At 61.7% G+C, this 18948-nt stretch carries 16 protein-coding genes and 1 pseudogene; 5 read left to right on the top strand and 12 right to left on the bottom strand.

What is annotated here, in order from left to right; genetic code table 11:
• Window positions 1–12: 12 nt before the first annotated feature.
• Both DES49_RS06470 and gpmI read right to left on the bottom strand, forming a co-directional pair.
• A complete protein-coding gene (locus tag DES49_RS06470) occupies window positions 13–1140 on the bottom strand; it encodes a murein hydrolase activator EnvC family protein (RefSeq protein WP_133735557.1) in 1128 nt (375 codons plus the stop codon).
• Window positions 1141–1143: 3 nt separating this feature from the next.
• A complete protein-coding gene (gpmI, locus tag DES49_RS06465; RefSeq protein ID WP_133735556.1) occupies window positions 1144–2694 on the bottom strand; it encodes a 2,3-bisphosphoglycerate-independent phosphoglycerate mutase in 1551 nt (516 codons plus the stop codon).
• A 155-nt stretch (window positions 2695–2849) separates the two neighbouring features.
• Here gpmI and DES49_RS06460 point away from each other — a divergent pair, with 155 nt between their 5' ends.
• The 3 genes from DES49_RS06460 to DES49_RS06450 all read left to right on the top strand — a co-directional run bounded on the left by DES49_RS06460 (window position 2850) and on the right by DES49_RS06450 (window position 4574).
• Window positions 2850–3269 (top strand): rhodanese-like domain-containing protein, encoded by a 420-nt coding sequence (locus DES49_RS06460; RefSeq protein WP_133735555.1) that lies wholly within the window; start codon window positions 2850–2852, stop codon window positions 3267–3269.
• 92 nt (window positions 3270–3361) lie between these two features.
• A complete protein-coding gene (gene secB, locus DES49_RS06455) occupies window positions 3362–3892 on the top strand; it encodes a protein-export chaperone SecB (protein WP_133735554.1) in 531 nt (176 codons plus the stop codon).
• 19 nt (window positions 3893–3911) lie between these two features.
• Window positions 3912–4574: a DUF3047 domain-containing protein gene (locus tag DES49_RS06450; RefSeq protein ID WP_243864916.1), complete on the top strand. Its 663-nt coding sequence runs from the start codon at window positions 3912–3914 to the stop codon at window positions 4572–4574.
• A 62-nt stretch (window positions 4575–4636) separates the two neighbouring features.
• On the opposite strand, the gene DES49_RS06445 is transcribed toward DES49_RS06450, so the two are convergent.
• Window positions 4637–5494 (bottom strand): hypothetical protein, encoded by an 858-nt coding sequence (locus DES49_RS06445; protein WP_133735553.1) that lies wholly within the window; start codon window positions 5492–5494, stop codon window positions 4637–4639.
• Between the two features lie 204 nt (window positions 5495–5698).
• The gene (locus tag DES49_RS06440; protein ID WP_133735552.1) at window positions 5699–6460 is read right to left on the bottom strand and encodes an ElyC/SanA/YdcF family protein; all 762 of its coding nucleotides are present in this window, start codon (window positions 6458–6460) and stop codon (window positions 5699–5701) included.
• Between the two features lie 74 nt (window positions 6461–6534).
• Between DES49_RS06440 and DES49_RS06435 the strand changes: the two genes are divergently transcribed.
• Complete coding sequence (locus DES49_RS06435) at window positions 6535–7746, top strand: DUF418 domain-containing protein (RefSeq protein WP_133735551.1); 1212 nt, start codon at window positions 6535–6537, stop codon at window positions 7744–7746.
• 3 nt (window positions 7747–7749) lie between these two features.
• On the opposite strand, the gene DES49_RS06430 is transcribed toward DES49_RS06435, so the two are convergent.
• The 6 genes from DES49_RS06430 to DES49_RS06405 form a co-directional block, all read right to left on the bottom strand.
• Complete coding sequence (locus DES49_RS06430) at window positions 7750–9729, bottom strand: nucleoside-diphosphate sugar epimerase/dehydratase (RefSeq protein WP_133735550.1); 1980 nt, start codon at window positions 9727–9729, stop codon at window positions 7750–7752.
• Between the two features lie 98 nt (window positions 9730–9827).
• Window positions 9828–11594 carry an SLC13 family permease gene (locus DES49_RS06425; protein WP_133735549.1) on the bottom strand — a complete coding sequence of 589 codons (1767 nt, stop codon included), beginning with the start codon at window positions 11592–11594 and terminating at the stop codon, window positions 9828–9830.
• A gap of 3 nt (window positions 11595–11597) precedes the next feature.
• On the bottom strand, window positions 11598–12209 hold the full coding sequence (cysC, locus tag DES49_RS06420; RefSeq protein WP_133735548.1) for an adenylyl-sulfate kinase: 612 nt from the start codon (window positions 12207–12209) through the stop codon (window positions 11598–11600).
• Between the two features lie 78 nt (window positions 12210–12287).
• Window positions 12288–14159: a sensor domain-containing diguanylate cyclase gene (locus DES49_RS06415; RefSeq protein WP_166646010.1), complete on the bottom strand. Its 1872-nt coding sequence runs from the start codon at window positions 14157–14159 to the stop codon at window positions 12288–12290.
• 138 nt (window positions 14160–14297) lie between these two features.
• The gene (locus DES49_RS06410) at window positions 14298–15677 is read right to left on the bottom strand and encodes an MBL fold metallo-hydrolase RNA specificity domain-containing protein (RefSeq protein ID WP_133735546.1); all 1380 of its coding nucleotides are present in this window, start codon (window positions 15675–15677) and stop codon (window positions 14298–14300) included.
• Window positions 15678–15717: 40 nt separating this feature from the next.
• The gene (locus DES49_RS06405) at window positions 15718–16680 is read right to left on the bottom strand and encodes a DUF4351 domain-containing protein (protein WP_133735545.1); all 963 of its coding nucleotides are present in this window, start codon (window positions 16678–16680) and stop codon (window positions 15718–15720) included.
• Window positions 16681–17083: 403 nt separating this feature from the next.
• On the opposite strand from DES49_RS06405, the gene DES49_RS06400 reads away from it, so the two are divergent.
• Window positions 17084–17431, top strand: coding sequence for a hypothetical protein (locus DES49_RS06400; RefSeq protein ID WP_133735544.1), 348 nt, complete (start codon window positions 17084–17086; stop codon window positions 17429–17431).
• Between the two features lie 2 nt (window positions 17432–17433).
• Here DES49_RS06400 and DES49_RS06395 read toward each other — a convergent pair whose 3' ends face one another.
• Window positions 17434–18615: a DegT/DnrJ/EryC1/StrS family aminotransferase gene (locus DES49_RS06395; RefSeq protein WP_133735543.1), complete on the bottom strand. Its 1182-nt coding sequence runs from the start codon at window positions 18613–18615 to the stop codon at window positions 17434–17436.
• 5 nt (window positions 18616–18620) lie between these two features.
• Window positions 18621–18936, bottom strand: a pseudogene (locus tag DES49_RS06390) (sugar transferase); the annotation flags it as partial.
• Window positions 18937–18948: the final 12 nt, after the last annotated feature.

Below are 18948 nucleotides of genomic sequence, written 5' to 3'. Positions count from 1 at the left end.
TCCTGTTCTGTGCTACTCAAGCCAGGCTTCCGGGTTTTCCGGCTGGCCATCACGGCGGATTTCAAAATAGAGTCCCGGTTGGCTGCGGCCTCCGCTGTTACCAGCCTGGGAAATGGTGTCACCCGCGCGCACCCATTCACCGGCACTATAGTTCAGTGAGTCATTGTTCCCGTAAAGACTCATAAAACCATCACCATGGTCGATGATGATCATAAGCCCGAAGCCGCGCAACCAGTTGGCGAACACAACGCGTCCGTAGTGAACGGCCCTCACCGGCGCCTGTTTCTCGGTCCGGATCCGGATGCCGTTGGTGCGCATGTCGCTGTCGCCCACGGTTTCCCCGAACTGACGACTTACGTTACCACGAACCGGCCAGGGAAGTTTAGCACGCAGCTCGGAGAAGGGCCTGGCGTCTTCTGGCGGTTCAAGGCTGGAGATTTCCCGCTCCATTTCCCTGAGCAGTTCGCTCAGCCGGTCCCGGTCGTCCTGCAGCTCGGACAGCCTGCTCTCGCGCTCATTGATCTCGGCACGCAGCGCCGTGAGGGCTTCTTCCCGCTCCTCACGGCGCTGGGCCAGTTCGTCGCGGCGCTGGCGGGCCGACTCGCGGGTATCTTCAAGCTCGGTGCGCGCCTGGCGGGTATCCTTGCGGTTCTGTTCGAGGGCCCTGCGGGTTTCCGCCAGTACTTCCAGCTCTTCCCGGGCGTTATCGCCAATGTATTCGTGCCAGGTCATCAGTCGGGCGATGTCCTGGGGGTCGGTCTCGGACAGCAGCAGGCGCAGTGTGGCGTGGTCCCCCTGCATCCAGGCAGAGCGGATCAGGTCGCGCAGGGTTTCCCGGCCCTCGGCCGCGCGGGCTTCCAGCCGGCGATTTTCTTCCCCGAGCCGAGCCAGCTTTTCATCCAGCTCCGCGGCGCGGGTTTCAAGCTCGCCCAGCCGCCGGTTGATGCGGCTGATCGACTGCTCGGCTTCGCGCAGCCTGGCCTGGTACTGGTCCTCGTTCTCGCGCGCTTCTTCCAGCCAGTCCGTGACCGAGCCGATCTGCTCCTTAAGCGCCTCGAGACGTTCCCGGGAGACCTCCTCATCGGCCGCCCAGAGCAGCGGGGCGCTCAACACCAGGAGCAGGGCTAGGGCTCGGCGCATGGATCAGTTCTGGATCCGGACCAGTGAATGCCCGGTCATCTCCGCCGGCTGCTCCAGGTCCATCAATGTCAGCAGCGAGGGAGCGATGTCGCAGAGTGCGCCTTTGTCCTCGAGGCTGACGTTGCGCGGCCCGGAATACACCAGTGGTACCGGCAGCGTGGTATGCGCGGTGTGGGCCTGGCCCGTGCCCTCGTCACGCATCTGCTCGCAGTTGCCGTGATCGGCGGTGACCAGGGCCTGGCCGCCATTGGCTTCCAGTGCTTCGAGTACCCGGCCGACGCTCTCATCCACCGCTTCAGCCGCCTTCATGGCGGCTTCCAGGCTGCCGGAATGGCCAACCATGTCGCCGTTGGCGTAGTTGCAGATCACCAGGTCGTACTTGCCGCTGTTGATGGCTTCCACCAGACGGTCCGTCACCTCCGGCGCGCTCATTTCCGGCTTCAGGTCGTAGGTGGCGACCTTGGGCGAGGGCACCAGGATGCGGTCCTCGCCGGGGAAGGGTTCTTCCCGGCCACCGTTGAAGAAGAAGGTCACGTGGGCGTACTTCTCGGTTTCCGCGATGCGCAGCTGCTGCTTGCCCTGGTTGCTGACGTATTCGCCCAGCATGTTGGGCAGCGACTCTGGCGGATAGGCGCAGCTGGTGTCGATGTTGGATTCGTATTCGGTGAGCATCACGAAGTCCGCGAACTTCGGCTCCTTCCTGCGGCTGAAGCCGTCAAAATCTTTATCCACAAAGGCGTGGGTGAGCTGGCGAGCGCGGTCGGCGCGGAAATTCATGAACAGCACCGCGTCGCCGTCGTCGATGGTTACGGGCGCCTCGTTATCATTCGCGATGATGGTGGAGGCGACGAATTCATCGTCCTCGCCGCGCTCGTAGGCGGCTTCCAGGCCGGCAACCGCGGTCGGGGCGCGATGTTCCGCCTCGCCCAGGGTCATCAGGTTGTAGGCTTTCTCGATGCGGTCCCAGTTGGTGTCCCGGTCCATGGCGAAGTAGCGGCCAATGATGGAGGCAACGCGGCCGATGCCGGATTCGCGCAGCTCGCGGTCGGCTTTTTCAAGGGACGCCATGGCGCTGCGCGGCGGTGTGTCGCGCCCGTCCAGGAAGGCGTGGATGTAGACAGCCTTTGCGCCCTTCTTTGCGGCCATGCGGCAGGCCGCCAACAGGTGATCCTCGTGGCTGTGGACGCCGCCGGGAGAGAGCAGGCCGATGATGTGAACGGCGCCATTACCTTCCACGGCTTTGGTCAGAGCGCCGCCGATGGCCGGGTTCTCGGCCAGGGTGCCGTTTTCCGCGTCGCGGGTGATCCGCGTCAGGCTCTGGTAGACAACGCGGCCCGCCCCGAGGTTCATGTGGCCGACCTCGGAATTGCCCATCTGGCCCTCGGGCAGGCCCACAGCCAGCCCGGAGGTGTTGAGCAGGGTGTGCGGGCACTCCGCCCAGAGCCGGTCAAATACCGGCGTTTTGGCGTTGGTGATGGCGTTGTCGTCGGTCGCTTCCCGATAGCCCCAGCCATCCATGATGATCAGGGCTGTGGTCTGGCGTTTATCACTCATGCGTAATTCCACGGTTGCTTCGCGAAAGGAGTGTGATTCTAACGCTTTTGGGGGGCATCCGGCCACGTGCGCCGCCTGTCGTTGCTCCCGAGGGCCGTGTATAATCGCGCCTGAATTGAAAGGCCGTGAACGGCCCTTAACAGGTGTAGCGTGAAATGGTCGAGCAACTGATTGAATTTGTTACCAATCACTGGATACTGGTTTCTGTCTTCCTGGCCCTGCTGGCGGCACTTGCGGTGGTCGAGAGCCAGCGGGCCGGGCGCAAGGTGGGGCCGCAGGAAGCGGTCATGCTGCTGAACCGGGACGAAGCCGTGGTGGTGGATATCCGCGAGAAGAAGGAATTCTCCGAGGGGCACATCAAGAACGCCATCCATATTCCCATGGCCAAGCTCAAGGAAAGCGACAACCAGCTGCGCAAGCACAGCGACAAGCTGATCCTCCTGGTGGACAAGGCCGGGCAGCACTCGGGGATGGCCGTGAAGGAACTCCCCAAGGAGCACGGCCTGAATGTCGCAAGGCTGTCGGGCGGAATGATGGAATGGCGCAACGCCAACCTGCCGGTCACCACCAAGTAGGCGGCGCTGGCCACAGGCGATAGATTGCGCACAGAATGTGCTCATAGAATCTGTAGAATCGATCCAGTACAGGCACAACAAGGAAAACCGAAATGGCAGAGAATGACACCCAGGAAGGCGCTGCCGGCGCTGGACAGGCGGACGACAACCAGCCCCAGTTCGCCATGCAGCGCGTCTACATCAAGGACAGCTCCTTCGAGTCGCCCGGCGCGCCCCAGATCTTCCAGGAGCAATGGCAGCCGGAAGTCAGCATGGACCTCAACACCAGCCATACCCGTGTTGGGGAGGACCAGTTCGAGGTGGTTCTGACGCTGACGGTGACGAGCAAAATCGGCGAGAAGACCGCCTATATTGTGGAGGTCCAGCAGGCCGGCATCTTCGTCCTGAAGAACTTCGAGGGCGAACGCCTCGGCCAGATGCTGGGCGCTTACTGCCCGAACCTGCTCTTCCCCTATGCCCGCGAATCCATTGATACGCTGGTCACCAAGGGCAGCTTCCCGCCCCTGATGCTGGCGCCGGTGAACTTCGACGCCATCTACCAGCAGGCGGTGGAGCGTAAGAAACAGGAGCAGCAGGGCGCGGCTCAGGGCGAGGGCGACGAGGCTTCCCGCCAGAGCCACTGACGGGTTCCGCGAGGGTGGTATGAAACAGAGCGTCCGCTTCGGGGCCGTCGCAATGGCCCTCGCCACCCTGCCGGCGCAGGGCGATCCCGCCAGGGTGTTCACTCCCGCGGACATTCTGGAATGGGAAGTGCACGCCTTTGCCGATGAAACCCGCTATGAGCTGGTTGAAACCGACCAGGGCAAGGCCATCCACGCCCAGTGCGAGGGCAACAGCGCATCCGGGCTTTACCACCGCAAAACCGTCAACCTGAACGAAACGCCCATCATTGAATGGCGCTGGCGCGTTGAGGACCCCGTCAATCCCGAAGACGAAACCAGCCAGTCCGGGGATGACTACGCCGCCCGTCTCTACGCGGTGGATGAGCATACCTTCCTGCGCTGGCGCACCCGCGCCGTGAATTACGTCTGGGCGAGCCAACAGCCCGTTGGCAGTGACTGGGAGAACGCCTATCAGTCCCGCGCGCAGATGGTCGCGGTACAGTCCGGTGCTCCGGAGGGGGGCGAGGATGATGATGGGTGGCGTACCCAGAGGCGCAACCTGAAGAAGGACTTCCAGCGTTTCCACGACAGGGATCTGGATGAGGTCAGTGTCATCGCAATCATGACTGACTGCGATGACACTGGTGAGCCGGTGGAAGCCTGGTACGGCGAGATCCGCTTCCTGCCGGCGGATGCCGGCTAGAACAGCGGCAGGGCGCGTACCAGGGGGCCGTCTTCGTCTGGAGTCAGTGGCAACCTTCAGCGCTAGTCGGAGATGAAGACTCCCGTAACTTCGCCGTTCTCTGCAATGATAACAAGCCTGTCAGGATCCCTCTGGTCATACATGGCAAGACCTGTGTAAGTGCCGTTTCTGAGGTCATCGCCACAACCGGTAGCTTCAAAGGATACTTCATACACGTTGAAGCGCTCATCAGGGACGCTGACATTGCCGTTGAAAGTGCAGGCTTTTTGGTCGGATCCTGTATGGTAGGAGCCAGTCAGGGTTCCGTCTTTGTCGATCGTTATACTTTGTGAGGTCTCACTGGAGGCGTCTTGCTCAGAGTAGGTGCGGCCGCCCACAGCTTCAAGGCTTGCCCCCTGAGCTGATGCGGGTCCATCACGCGTCAGCGTGAAGCTTGTTCGTGGGTCATCAGAGGTGCTTTTTGCTTCACCTTTGATCACACTTTTGCTGACGGCCTCCCCTTCCAACTTCCCCTCATTCTGAACCCATTCGTCGCCGGAATAATAGATGTCTGTACCAGGCCCTGAGAAGCTCCTATCCTGATCAAAGTCGATCTCGGCTGAAGTTATGGCGTTGCGGTTGTATAAGAGGACAACCCGACCGCTGGGGCTTAGCAAAGCTATCTCCAGGGGGGTTGGTAACTCATCGGGGCGCTCAACATCCGCAACAAAGGCTCCAGGATCGACGGCTTCAAGAAGGTTACTAGTGGAAGTTTCGGAGACGCTATCAGTGGAAGTTTCGGGGTCATTATCTGATGATCCGCCACCACCTCCGCCACATCCTGCCAACAGAAGACCTGATGCAAGAACGCCGAAAATACTGCCTTTATTCAACTGCTTATTAAATCTAGTTAGGATCGTTGCGCTAGCTAGTGATCGCATGACATCTCTCCTTGATACTAGCGATTTTTAGACTGCTCGCTGGGCAAGCAGTATTAGAACCCTGACTACATCAAGACTCAATAGAGATGGAATGCAAATAAGGTGCCATGACTTCAAGAGCCTGAATTTGTTGGCATGCGAATATCAAAGTCTGGGGTATGTGTAAAATAAATCGACGGTTTTCCCTTGTCAGGAAAACCCTCACTAGATATGCCCACGCATCCATGCCCAGGCAATTCCCAGATACTCGTGAATAGCGCGTTCGCTCATGGCCAGGGCGTTGGCCGAGGGCAGGTAGAAGGCCGGGTCGCTGGCGTCGCTCATGGTGGCGGTGCGCATGGCCGTGGGGGCCGGGATGGGGTTCAGGCCCGCCTTGCGGGCCAGGAGCATGGCGCGGGGCATGTGGGAGGCGGAGGTTACGAGCAGGAAGGGTTCCTGCCCCACCGCTTCCCGCATCAACTCGGTTTCTTCCTGGGTGTTACGGGGGTTGGGGTGAATGCGCAGCCGCTTCGGGTCCGCGCCCAGGGATTCGGCGGCCCGGCTCATGACCGTGGCGCTGGGTGCATCCCCGAAAACGCTGCCGCCGGAGAGGATCAGGGTGCTCTCCGGCAGGGCATGGTGGAGTCGCAGCCCCTCAGAGAGCCGCAGGCTGGCGACCCCGGTAAGGCGGGTGGTTGCCGGGGCGTCCGCGTTGTCCGAGGCGCCGGAGCCCAGCACCAGAACCCAGCGGATATCCTTCAGGGCTTCGGGCTGGGTGACAGGGTCGTACCGGCTCTCCAGCGGCAGTATCAGCCAGCGTGCGAAGGGTTCCACCGTGAAGACGATGAACAGGATGATCGAAAGGCTGAGCGCGGCACGCCCGGTACGACGCCAGTCCAGAACAAACAGGAGTGCGGAAAGCAGCGCCGTCAGAACGACCAGTGACAGCGGAGCGAGGAAGGCGGCGATGAACTTTGTGATCAGCATAATCAGGAGGGTACCGGAAATGCAGGGTGTCGGGAAATATTTGACAGCGTCGCTGCGCCAGCCAGAATAACCCCATGATTGCGACCCGGACCCGTCTTGCCAGCCTGGATTGCCTGCGGGGATTTGCCATCCTCGGCATCCTGCTCATCAACATCCGTGCCTTCGGGCAGGTTTCCACGGCCTATGTGAATCCCACCATTGCCGGCTCCTTCGAGGGGGCGGACTTCTGGATCTGGCTCGTGACCCACGTGCTCGCCGAGTACAAGTTCATTCCCATGCTGGCCGCGCTCTTCGGCGCCGGCATGATGATCCAGTCAGAACGCCTGGTGGCGATGGGCCAGGATCCGTCCGACATCCATCGCCGCCGTATGCTGTCACTGGCGGCTATCGGATTCCTGCACATCACCCTGCTCTGGTACGGGGATATACTGCTGCTCTATGCCATCGTCGGCCTCATCGCCTTCCGCTTCCGCGACCGTTCGCCAAGGCGCCTTTTCGGCCTGGCCCTCCTGTTCTACCTGGTGCCCATGGTGTTCGGGGTGCTGATGGGGGCCTTCCTGCATTTCATGCCCGAGGAGGAGTACCGGGAGTTTGTCGCGACGATGTGGTCCGCGGATGCCCGGATGGTTGTGACGGAGATGGAGGTGTACCGCAGCAGCAGCTGGTGGGCCCAGTTCAACCATCGCCTGGACACCCTGGTTGAAGGTTACATCTCGGCCGTGCTGACCGAGGAGGGCTGGCGCGTTCTGGCCATGATGCTGGCGGGCATGGCCCTTTACCGGATTGGTTTCTTCACGGGGGAATGGCCGTTGTCGCCGTACCGGCGTCTATTGATCCTGAGCCTGGGAATCGGCATTCCACTGAGCCTGTTTGGGGTATTCTACAACCTCAGCCATGACTGGGAGATGCGCAAGGCGCTCTACCTCGGGCGGCAGTTCAACCTCTGGGCCGGGCCGCTGGTCTCGCTGGCCTGGGCGTCCCTGGTGATGATCGTTGTAAGGCAGGCACGCTTGCCGTGGCTCATGGAGTGCCTGCGTGCACTGGGGCGAATGGCGCTGACCGGTTACCTGCTGACCACTGTCATCGGAACGGGGCTGTTCTACGGGATCGGGCTGGGGCTTTTTGGCTCTGTGGATCGGGCGGGGCAGATGCTGATCGTGCTCGGCATCTGGCTCTTCCTGCTGGTCCTGGCGCCGCTGTGGCTGCGGTTTTTCCAGTACGGGCCGGTTGAGTGGCTGTGGCGCTGGGCGACCTACGGGGAACGGCCACCGCTGCGGCGCGCCTAGCGGCTATTCAAAGATGCGGCGGATCTTATCGCTCACATTGCCTGTGGCCGGTTCCTCGATGCCATTCTCCCAGCCGTTGCACCAGATCAGGTCCGACACCTCGTTGGGCTGGTAGGCGGTGGGCGCGCTGTTGAGCAGCTCCACGACCTTCTGGCAGTTGAAGGCGCGGCTGGCGAGCATCAGCTGTTCCAGGAGCTGCTCCAGCTCGGGCCAGCCCATGGCCGCCTCCCGGGCCTTCATGATGCGCGGGTGCGCGGTGCCCTGGGGATCGTCACCGATCAGCAGTTCCTCGTACAGCTTCTCGCCGGGTCTCAGCCCGGTAAAGGCCACCTCGATGTCGCCGTGGCGGTTGTCGTCGTGCTTTTCCGTCAGCCCCATCAGATGGATCATCTTGCGGGCCAGTTCGGCGATGCTCACCGGCTCGCCCATATCCAGCACAAAGACTTCGCCGCCTTCCCCCATGGCGCCGGCCTGCAGCACCAGCTGGCTGGCCTCGGGGATGGTCATGAAGTAGCGGATGATGTCCGGGTGGGTCACGGTCACGGGGCCGCCGTTGCGGATCTGTTCGCGGAACAGGGGTACCACGGAACCGGAGCTTCCCAGGACGTTGCCGAAACGCACCATGGAGAAGACGGTGTCCGACTGGCGCTGGGCCAGGCCCTGGAGGACCAGCTCCGCCAGGCGCTTGCTGGCGCCCATGACGTTGGTGGGGCGCACCGCCTTGTCCGTGGAGACCAGCACGAAACGCTCCACGCCGGTGGCGATTGCGGCTTCAGCGGTGTACCAGGTGCCGAAGACGTTGTTCTGGACGCCTTCAATCACGTTCTGTTCCACCAGCGGTACATGCTTATAGGCGGCGGCGTGGTAGACAATCTGTACGCCGAAGGTGCGCATGGCGCTCTCGCAGCGTCGGCGATGGGCGACGCTGCCCATCAGCGGATGGACGGGGATGTCGAGCTGCTCGTTGTCGCTGATCACCGACAGCTCACGCTCCACCTGGTAGAGACCGAATTCGGACTGCTCGAACAGCACAATCGCCGCAGGTTGCTGGCGGATGATCTGGCGGCACAGTTCGGAGCCGATGGAGCCGCCCGCCCCGGTGACCATTACCACCTTGCCGCTCAATGAGGCGGCGACGTCCTCATTGCGATAGCTCACGGGATCGCGCCCGAGCAGGTCGTCGATCTCCAGGTCCCGAACGTCGGTGATGCTGGCACGGCCTGTAACCAGTTCGCTGACCGAGGGCACCGTCTGCACCGGTACCGGCAGACCCTCCAGCTTGCCCAGCAGGGCCTGGCGGTCAATGTCGGCGTTGGGGTCCAGCGCCAGGAAGATGCGCTCGGTCTGGTGCTTGTGCACCGCGCGCTTGGCATGGTCCAGGTCGTAGACGGGCATGCCGTTGATGGTGGTCTTGTGATTGTCCGGCTCCAGGCTGATGAAGGCCATGGGCCGGTATTCAATGCCCTGGCTCAGGGCCGAGGCGAGCTGCAGGCCGGTTTCCCCGGCGCCCACGATCAGCACCGGCATCTTGCTCAGGTGCCGGGGGCGGTTGAGCAGGGTGCGTACGCTGAAGCGCGTGCCGGAAACGAACAGGAAAGCCAGGGCGCCGTAGAGCACGGGCACTGAGCGTGGAATATCAATCTGCAGCAGGAAGGCGATGGCAATGAAGGTGAGCGTGGAGACGGCAATCCCCCCCAGCACCGTGACCAGCGCGCGCTCACTGATATAACGGATAACGGCCCGGTACAGCCCCAGACGGGCGAACAGGAAGACGGTGGCGATGGCGGTCAGGCCAAAAAGGGCGTAATAGCCGGGGTCCCGGGTGAAGAACAGGGTCTCGAACCGGAGCGAGAACGCCGCCCACAGCGAAAACAGTATGAACACCAGGTCGGATATGACGGAAATAATCCGCTTCTGGGGACGTTCCAGGCCGACAAACCGGGAAAAGAGCCAGCGGCTGTAGTGTTTGAGGTGATTTCTCATGATTTTCCCTGAAACGCCTGCTTCAGTTCAGTTGTTGATAGTGAACACTATAGTCCATCCGCCTACCAGTGACACGGCCAACGGGCCTCAATGGTTCCCTAGAAAGACCATACCATCGGGATCAGCGTGATGGCCGTGGCGCCCACGGTCAGGCTCAGGGGAATCCCCATGCGCATGTAATCCGTGAACCGGTAGCGCCCGGGGCCATAGACCATCAGGTTGGTCTGGTACCCGAGCGGCGTGATGAAGCTGGCACTGGCGGCGAACATCACGGCCACCGCAAAGGGCAGGAAGTTTACGCCCAACTGCTCGGAGATGGCCAGCGCAATCGGGAACATCAGCACGGCGGCGGCGTTGTTGGTGATCACCTCCGTGAACATGGCCGTGAGCACATAGATCAGCGCCAGGGCCATCCAGGGCGTCAGCTCGCTGTATCCCAGAAGCCCGCCGGCCAGCCATTGGGCCGCCCCGGTCTCATCCATGGCATTGCCCAGCGCAAAGGATGAGCCGATCACCACCAGCACCGGCAGATCCAGGCTTCGCCGGGCCCGGGAGGCGCTGGTGCAGCCGAAAAAGATCATGGCCCCGCTGGCCAGGAAGGCCGCTTCCATGATGCTGAGTATGCCCGTGGCGCTCAACAGCACCATGCCCGCAAGCACCCCCAGGGCGGCGGGCGCGCGGCTGAAATCGGGCGGCGTCGAGTCGTTCAGGGCGCTCACCAGGAGGAAGTCGCGGCGGAAACGGTACTGCTCCACGAACTCGTGGCTGGTTTCCAGCAGCAGGGTGTCGCCCATGCGCAGGCGCACGTCGCCCAGCTTGCCCTCAACCCGCTTGCCTTCCCGGGAGATGGAGAGGATCGCAGCGTTGAACCGGGAGCGGAAACGGCTCTCGCGAACCGTCTGGCCAACGGCCGCAAATTCGGTCCCCAGCACCACTTCCACAAGCACCCGCTGATGATTGGCGAGTTCCAGTTTCTGGACGCTGGCGTTGGCCGGCTGGAGCCCGTGAATACGGCGCAGCTCAGTGGCGCACTCCGGCGCCCCCACGAAGTAGAGGCGGTCGCCGCCCTGCAGGTCGCGATCCGGCTCAACCGGCGTGATCAGGTGGCCATCACGCTCGATCTCCGTCAGGTAACCGTAATTCAGCGCCCGCAGGCCCGCCTCGGCCACCGTCTTGCCCACCAGCGGCCCGGGGTTGGAGACTTCCACCTCCACCCCGTATTCCCGCACCGCGTCCAGTTCCTCACTGACGCCGCCGCGATCCGGCAGGACCCGGTTGGCCAGCACCACCAGCAGGGTGCCGCCGACCAGCAGCAGGGGAATCCCCACCCAGGCCAGTTCGAAAAGCCCCAGCTGAATGCCCATCCGGGTCTGGAGCATGCCATCCACCACCAGGTTGGTGCTGGTGCCAATAAGGGTGCAGGTGCCGCCCAGGATGGCGGCGTAACTCAGGGGCAGGAGCAGCTTTGAGGCGGGAATCTGCAATCGCTGGGCCCAGTCCTGTACGGCCGGGATGAACATGGCCACCACGGCGGTGTTGTTCATGAAGGCACTGAGGATGCCCGCCGGCGCCACCAGCCGTGCCTGGGCCAGGTAGGGCCCCTTTGGATGGCCGAGCAGGCTGCGGGCAATCCACTGGATGGCGCCGGTTTCCTTGAGCCCCGCGGCCACCACGTAGAGGGTGGCAATGGTGATCACCCCGGGGTTCGAGAAGCCCGCCAGGGCCTCCGCCGGACCCAGGATGCCCGAGATCAGCAGGAAGGCGAGCGCCGTCATCAGCACCAGGTCCGTGGCGATGCGGGTGGTGATCAGTGTTCCCAGGACGGCCACCAGGGTGGCCAGTGTCAAGACTCCGTCCCAACCCATGGATCAGCTGTCGCTGCCGGGCTTCAGCAGGTCCCGTTCCTTCAGGTAGCTCATCAGGTTATCGACGCAGGTCTCCACGCAGAGATTCGACGTATCCAGGGTGATTTCCGGATGCGACGGCCTTTCATAGGGGGAATCGATGCCGGTGAAGTCGTGGATCTGGCCGGAGCGGGCCTTCTGGTAGAGGCCTTTCGGGTCGCGTTCCTCGCAGGTTTCCAGGGGCGTGTCCATGTAGACCTCGATGAACTCCCCGGCGGGGAACATGTTGCGCACCAGGCGCCGGTCGCTGGCGAAGGGCGAGATAAAGGCGCTGAGCACGATCAGGCCGGCGTCGGCAAAGAGCTTGCTAACCTCGCCGATGCGCCGGATGTTCTCCACCCGGTCCTCGTTGGAGAACCCAAGGTCCTTGTTCAGCCCGTGGCGGACGTTGTCGCCGTCCAGCAGGAAGGTGTGGTAGCCCTGCTGGTGGAGGGCTACATCCAGCGCGTTCGCGATGGTGGATTTACCGGAGCCGGACAGGCCCGTGAACCAGAGCAGGCAGGGGTGCTGGTGCTTGAGGCTGGCCCTTTCGGTGCGGGTCAGCTTGTGGTCGTGCCAGACAATGTTTTCGGACAAGGCGTAATCCATCCATTGAGCAGCGGGTGATTTTAACGCGCAATTGTCGCCATTCGCGGGCGTTAGCGCAATGCCCGGTCAGCCGGTCACATCGTCCGGGTACCGGCACACGCGGTTTCGGCCCTGTTCCTTGGCCGCGTAGAGGGCTTCATCGGCGTTCTGGATAAGCTGCTCCGGCTTTTTCAGGTTCGCCGGGGTCAGCACCGCCACGCCAGCGCTGATGGTCACGGGAACCGTCCTGCCGTCGAACTCCAGGGCCAGGTCGGATACTGCCCTGCGCAGGCGTTCCGCCACCACCAGGGCGCCTTCCATAGGGGTATTGCTCAGCAGGACGATGAACTCCTCGCCGCCATAACGGGCCAGGGTGTCGCCGGCACGGGAGATTATCCGGGCCAGGGCCTCGGATACCGCCTTCAGGCACTCGTCCCCGGCGATGTGGCCGTAGGTATCGTTGAACCACTTGAAGTGGTCAATGTCCATCAGGATGACGCTCAGCGGGTACTGGTTGCGCTGGGCGCGCTTGTACTCTTCATGGTAACGGCGCACGAAGTGGTGACGGTTGTGGAGCCCGGTGAGCTGGTCCGTTCTGGACACTTCCTCCAGGAACTGGTTGACCGTCTCCAGTTTCTTCAGCGCCTGTTCCAGTTCCCTGGTGCGCTCCCGGACACGCTCCTCCAGTTCCTGGTTGGCGGCTTCCTTGGCTTCCAGTAGTTCTTCCTGGGCCGATTTCGCTTCCTCGGCCGCCGCCAGCGCCTTCTGCTGCGCCTGGAATCGCTCCGCGCGTTCGTGGTTGATGCGGTCACCCAGGGCGAAGGACAGCAGCACCACCTCCATCACCGCCCCGATCTGGGCGCCGTTGGCCGTAACCGCGTTCCACGGGAGCAGTCCGAACTTGCTCAGCGCGAGGGCCATGGTCCCGAGAATGAGCGCCAGCCAGGCCATGACGAAATACCGTGCATGCCGATATCCCACCCACCACATGCGGATGCTCACAGCCAGGATTGAGAGCATGATGAGTATGCCGTACAGGGAGTTGATCCGGATACTGATCTCGTAGGCCAGAACAAAGCTCAGCACCACCAGCAGAACCGATGCCGCCAGCATGGTACTGAATACCCGGTGCGCCAGCGGCCAGTGCCGGCGCAGCTTGAGGAAGGAATTGGTGAACAGGATGCTCGCGATGCCCAGCGCTGCAACGGAGAAGGTAACGGAGGTTTCCTGCCAGGCCGTGGCGTAGGGCCAGATGTACTGGAAGGCATCCCCATGGAGCGCGCCCATGAAGAGCGTGAACATGGCCACATAGCCAATGTAGTGCAGGTAGCTGCGATCCCGCACCACGAAATAGATGAACAGGTTGTAGAGGAACATTACCAGCATCACGCCGTAGAAGATGCCGGAGGTGACGGCATCCGTCCGGTCCTGTTCCGCGAAGGCCTCCGGCGTCCAGAGTGCCGGGGCTACCTGAAGGCTGCCGTTGGTCTGGATGCGCAGGTAGATCCGGGTGGGCTCCGTCTCGCTTAGGGAGACCGGTGTTATGAAATCCCGGTGTTCGAGGGGGCGTTCCGGGAAGGGCTGGTTGATGCCCATGGTCTCGTGCTGAAGGGCTTCGCCGTTCCTGACGACGAACACCTCAATCCGGTTGAGCAATGGCTCGGGGATCTGCAGGTAGCGCGTTGTCGCCCGGGCGCTGGCAACCGGCGGGACCCTGATGCGGAACCAGTGGGGCGTACTGTTGAAGCCACGGCTGATTCCATCGCCCTGGGTTTCCCGCCAGTCGATCCGGCTCTCGGCGTGCAGCACAGTCTCCAGGTTCGGGTAGGCATTGTCCTGGTCCGCGAACCACTGCATGTCCTGGCCCAGTGCTACACGCTCCGGTGTATTGCCCCACGCCAGTGCTGGCAGCAGTACCGCCGCCAGAAAGACCAGAAGAATCCGGGCCCCGTGAGCCATGAAGGCCCCCATCGTTAGAGAGTGCACTTATTGAGTGTAGTCAAAATGCACCGGAAGTGGGTGCTGGGCTGTGTGAGGGATTGTGACGGGGCAGGGCTGAGGAACTCGGATCGTCCTTTCAAAGACCCGGTTCTGCCTTTATCGAGAAGGGATGGTGACCCTGGCACTGGTCTGATCCCGAAGCTGGCTTGCCAGCGCTTCCTTGGCAGGAGGGTCGCCATGAACAAGGCGGATCTCTTTGGGGGCAGGGTGGATGCCATTCACGAACCGTAGCAGGTCTGAGCGGCCCGCATGGGCTGAAAAGCCGCTGAGCTGGTGAATACCCGCATTTATGGTGTAGCGCTCATCATCCAGTTCCACCCAGCCGCCTCTGGGCCCGTAACGCAGAATGTCGCGCCCCGGCGTGCCTTCGGCCTGATAGCCCACAAAGACCACATCATTGCGGGGCTGGCCCAGCATGGCCTTGAGGTAGTTCACGATGCGCCCGCCATCGCACATGCCGGAGCCCGCCAGCACCACGCAGGGGCGGCCCGTATCATTCAGGTAATCCACGGCCCTGACATGGTCCTCATGGGTATCGATAACGGTGAGCTGCTCGAAGGACAGGGGATGACGGCCCGCATGCACCCGTTCCAGGGCTTCCTCGTCCCAGAACGGCTTGAGTTGGCGGTAAAGGTCCGTGAAGTTCGCCGCCAGCGGTGAGTCCACCACAATCTCCAGGTCCCGCCAGGGCTCACCATGGTTGTCGTGGAAGAGGGTCTCCAGCTCGTAGAGTAGCTCCTGGGTGCGGCCAAGGCTGAAGGCGGGGATCAGCACGGTGCCGCCGTCGTCCAGTGCCTGTTCGATCACCGTGCGGAGTTGGTGGCGCCGGTCATCCCGGTGCTCGTGATCCCGGTCGCCGTAGGTGCTCTCCAGGATCAGCCGGTCGCAGGCCTGCGGCGGCTCGGGTGATGGAATCAGTGGTGTGCCCGGTGCGCCCAGGTCGCCGCTGAACACGATGCGTTCGCGCGCATTCCCTGAACGGGCATCACACTCCACATAGGCGGAACCCAGGATATGGCCGGCACGCTGCAGGCGAATGGACAGCGCCGTATCCCCGTCTTCAAATACTGGCTGCCACTGGTTATAGGGAATGGCCCGGGTGCGCTCGCTGATCAGCCCCAGGACCCGCTCGATGAGCTCATGGTCCCGGGTGAAGCCGATCTTCAGCGCATCCTCGAGCATGGCCGGCAGCAGCCGGGCGGACGGCTCGGAGCACAGGATAGGGCCCTCAAACCCGGCCGCCAGCAGGTAGGGAATGCGGCCCACGTGGTCAATGTGCACGTGGGTGACCACCAGCGCCTGGATGTGGTCAATGGGGAACTCAATGGCCAGCTCACTGGCCGAGGCCCGGCCCTGGCTGTCCGAGCCCTGAAAGAGGCCGCAGTCGACCAGGATGCCCTGGTTGCCGATGGTGAGTTCGTGGCAGGAGCCGGTGACGCCGGTTATGGCGCCGTGGTGTTTGAGGTTGAGTGTCATTGATAAAGTCGCTCAAACAGCTGTTGCCCAGCTCCCATACTCAATGGCGGGTAAAGACATCTTCCAGAGACTGGGCATCCAGAACGTTATTCGCCCAAAGCTCCAGCTCCTCCGTGGACGCGGACTCCAGTTTGTGGCGGGTCGCCTCATCCAGAGGACCAAAACGGTGGCTGAGCTGGAGAAGCAACACAGCTCGCTCGCCGGTTGCTTTACCTTTCTCAAGGCCCTGTTCCAACCCCTTCTCCAAGCCTTGCTCCAGACCCTGCTCCAACCCTTGCTGTACCCCGCGCTGTTCCCCTTCGGCCAGCAGACGCTCTCTCAATCCGGCCATGGTCTTCGTCTCCTGCGGATACTGTTTCTCGTAAGCTTTCATTTCATTATCATCCAGTACTGAGTAGATGTCGATAAAGTCCACGTACTTGAGCTGGCGCTCCCTGTCCGGCTCGAGTTCCATAAGCCCCCTGATGGCGCGGGCATAGACCTCAAGCTTCTGATCCGCGGACCAGCTCATGTTCGGAAGGTTCAGGCGAGCGACCAGGTTGTCGCTGTTCCAATAGTGCTCAACCGGTAACTGGCTGAGCTCGCAACTGAGGTATCGGAATGACAGATAGGTATGTTGGTCACTTCCCAAATGTAGTTGCTCGGGGATGGCTGATGAAGATCGCAGGAAGATGACCACCGGCACAACGCGCTCTGTCTGGTACAACTCAGACAGATCAGTACAGTAGTGAATCAGCCGGTGGATTGAGAAGCGTGAGGGATTGGTTTCCTCCTCCAGAACAAACAGAATTGCCTCGCGGCGTCCATCAGGCCATTCCACCAGCAGCGGAACATCCAGCTCCCGGAATCGTTCTCCGAGCCGTTCCTTCTGCTGTTCCTCGCGAAGCAGCTGAATCTGAACCGAGTCATCCAGCCTCCCCGCCTCGGCTCCGGCAAAAAACGCCAGCGCTTGGCGAGGGTAATCCACAATAAGGTTCTTGAAGTTCTGGTCGTGGCTGGTCATCCCTGAGGCCTACACTAAAACTGGTTAGATATACAGTAATTGTGTAGGTAAAGGGATGCAACCCCTGAAAAGGCTCGCTCTGCATAACCGCCTTCAAAACATCACAAGTCTTCTCAATTTCTTCATCAGTCAGGGTAAGGTGGCGGAGAAACATGTCTGGCGTTGCTCAGCTCATGAGGAGCGGTGAGCAAGCAGTAGACATTGATTCCGGCCAATGTATATACTATGTATATACAAACTGCTAGATTAAGGATGATACGGCAATGGCGCTGAAGTGTTCGCAGAATGTCGTGCAAAAGTTGCGGTTAAAACACGGAGTTAGCCTTGATGAAATGCAGCAGTGTTTCGCAAACAGAAGCGGTAGTCAGTGCACAGGAATACAGCTGTAGTCGGGAGGCTAGGTATGGCAGAAAGTACAGATAAGATTCACGGTACAGAGCAGGCTTGGGAAAATCGGGAACTTGGTGCGGATGAACAGTATGTGCGCGTCTCAACGAGCGTAAATGACAAATCCCTGGACGAAGCGGCGGGGCTGCATCCAATATCCATCCGGTTGCAGAAATCCTTAATTGAAGATTTGAAGATGATCGCGGAAATCAATGGGATCGGTTATCAGCCGCTGATCAGGCAGGTCTTGACGCGTTTTGCTGATGCAGAAAAGAAAAAAATCCTTCAGGAAAAATACCACGAACTGCATGGTGAGAACGGACAGCCCTGCAAACCTGATGACGACCAGAGCGCATATGGTTGAGACTACAGCTCCAATGCCGCCTCCGCCATAACCTCCCGCACAACTGAGCAGGTTTTCCGGATCTCTTCATTGGTAAGCGTTGGGTGGCACAGAAACATCAGGCTGGTGCTGCCCAGTTCGCGGGCAACCGGTAGGGGGGAGGAAGGGGCGAGGTTGGCGTCCTGGAAGTTCTTCTCCAGGTACACCTCGGAGCAGGAGCCGGACATGCAGGGCACGCCGCGCTCCATGATGGCGTGCTGGACGGCGTCGCGGTCCCAGCCGGGGGCGAACTGCTCCGGTTCCACGAACACATAGCACTTGTAGCCGGCATGCTCGATGTCGGCCGGCACCTCCGGCGCGCGCAGGCCGGGGCATTCGCGGGCGGTGCGCCAGATCGCCTCGCAGTTGGCCAAGCGCTGTTCATGCCACTGGGGCATGCGCTGGAGCTGGATGCGGCCGATCACCGCCTGCATCTCCGTCATACGCCAGTTGGTGCCGAAGCCCTCATGGAGCCAGCGGAACCCGGGTGGATGTTCGCGGTTGTAGACTGCGTCGTAACTCTTGCCGTGGTCCTTGTAGCTCCACATGCGGGACCAGAGTTCAGGGTCATTGGTGGTGACCATGCCGCCCTCGCCGCCCGTGGTCATGATCTTGTCCTGGCAGAAGGACCAGCAGCCCACATCGCCCAGGCTGCCCACGGCACGCCCCTTGTAACGGGCCCCATGGGCCTGGGCGCAATCCTCGATCACAGCGAACCCGTGTTCCTCGGCCAGGGCATTGATGCCGTCCATGTCACAGGGCCAGCCCGCCAGGTGCACGCAGATGACCGCGCGGGTGCGTTCCGTGATGCAGGGGCGGATGGTCTCCGGCGTGATCACCTGCGAGTCCCGGTCCAGGTCCGCAAACACCGGTGTGGCACCAGCGGTGACGATGCAGGAAGCCGAGGCAATGAAGGTACGCGAAGTCACGATCACCTCATCCCTCTCGCCAATTCCCAGCCCCTTCAACGCCAGATCCAGCGCCAGGGTGCCGTTGGCCAGCGCGACCGCGTATTCGGTCTCGGCAAAGGCCGCGAATTCCCGTTCAAAGGCGCGGCACTCCTTGCCCGTCCAGTAATTCACGCGGTTGGAAAGCAGCACCCGCTGTACCGCGTCTGCTTCTTCCTGGGTGAAGGAGGGCCAGGGGGAGAATGGGCCATTCAGCATTGCGTCTAATCGCCTTTTACCGTTTTCCAGATATAAATTAGATCGTCCCGAAACCGCCAGTTCCGGATGTACTCCAGGTTGATCCGCACTTTGTCCGGGTAGATCACCTCGTCATTGTACCGCTCCGGATCCGGCTGGGCGGCGAGGATGGCTTCCTCATCGCGGTAGGCCAGGGTGGCGGGGCCGGTGATGCCGGGGCGGACCGTGACCAGCAGCCGTTGTTCGCCTTCGAGGCGGTCCGCGTAACCGGGCACGTCCGGGGCGCGGCCCCACAAAGCTCATGTTGTCCCGGAGCATGCTCAAGAGCTGGGGGATCTGTTCGTTCAGCATGGT

Origin of the sequence: Halospina denitrificans, assembly GCF_004364635.1 — a bacterium.
In the GTDB taxonomy this organism is placed as follows: domain Bacteria; phylum Pseudomonadota; class Gammaproteobacteria; order Pseudomonadales; family Oleiphilaceae; genus Halospina; species Halospina denitrificans.
The sequence above is the reverse complement of the archived record's forward strand: the minus strand, read 5'-3'. Positions and strand labels throughout refer to the sequence as shown.

What these genes read in the sequence shown, in the direction of transcription:
- DES49_RS06440 (WP_133735552.1), bottom strand. Translation starts at nt 6,460, where the DNA reads ATGCTGATCACAAAGTTCATCGCCGCCTTCCTCGCTCCGCTGTCACTG.
- DES49_RS06435 (WP_133735551.1), top strand. Translation starts at nt 6,535, where the DNA reads ATGATTGCGACCCGGACCCGTCTTGCCAGCCTGGATTGCCTGCGGGGA.
- DES49_RS06415 (WP_166646010.1), bottom strand. Translation starts at nt 14,159, where the DNA reads ATGGCTCACGGGGCCCGGATTCTTCTGGTCTTTCTGGCGGCGGTACTG.
- DES49_RS06450 (WP_243864916.1), top strand. Translation starts at nt 3,912, where the DNA reads ATGAAACAGAGCGTCCGCTTCGGGGCCGTCGCAATGGCCCTCGCCACC.
- DES49_RS06405 (WP_133735545.1), bottom strand. Translation starts at nt 16,680, where the DNA reads ATGACCAGCCACGACCAGAACTTCAAGAACCTTATTGTGGATTACCCT.
- DES49_RS06395 (WP_133735543.1), bottom strand. Translation starts at nt 18,615, where the DNA reads ATGCTGAATGGCCCATTCTCCCCCTGGCCCTCCTTCACCCAGGAAGAA.
- DES49_RS06460 (WP_133735555.1), top strand. Translation starts at nt 2,850, where the DNA reads ATGGTCGAGCAACTGATTGAATTTGTTACCAATCACTGGATACTGGTT.
- DES49_RS06400 (WP_133735544.1), top strand. Translation starts at nt 17,084, where the DNA reads ATGGCAGAAAGTACAGATAAGATTCACGGTACAGAGCAGGCTTGGGAA.
- DES49_RS06425 (WP_133735549.1), bottom strand. Translation starts at nt 11,594, where the DNA reads ATGGGTTGGGACGGAGTCTTGACACTGGCCACCCTGGTGGCCGTCCTG.
- secB (WP_133735554.1), top strand. Translation starts at nt 3,362, where the DNA reads ATGGCAGAGAATGACACCCAGGAAGGCGCTGCCGGCGCTGGACAGGCG.
- DES49_RS06445 (WP_133735553.1), bottom strand. Translation starts at nt 5,494, where the DNA reads ATGCGATCACTAGCTAGCGCAACGATCCTAACTAGATTTAATAAGCAG.
- DES49_RS06470 (WP_133735557.1), bottom strand. Translation starts at nt 1,140, where the DNA reads ATGCGCCGAGCCCTAGCCCTGCTCCTGGTGTTGAGCGCCCCGCTGCTC.
- gpmI (WP_133735556.1), bottom strand. Translation starts at nt 2,694, where the DNA reads ATGAGTGATAAACGCCAGACCACAGCCCTGATCATCATGGATGGCTGG.
- DES49_RS06410 (WP_133735546.1), bottom strand. Translation starts at nt 15,677, where the DNA reads ATGACACTCAACCTCAAACACCACGGCGCCATAACCGGCGTCACCGGC.
- DES49_RS06430 (WP_133735550.1), bottom strand. Translation starts at nt 9,729, where the DNA reads ATGAGAAATCACCTCAAACACTACAGCCGCTGGCTCTTTTCCCGGTTT.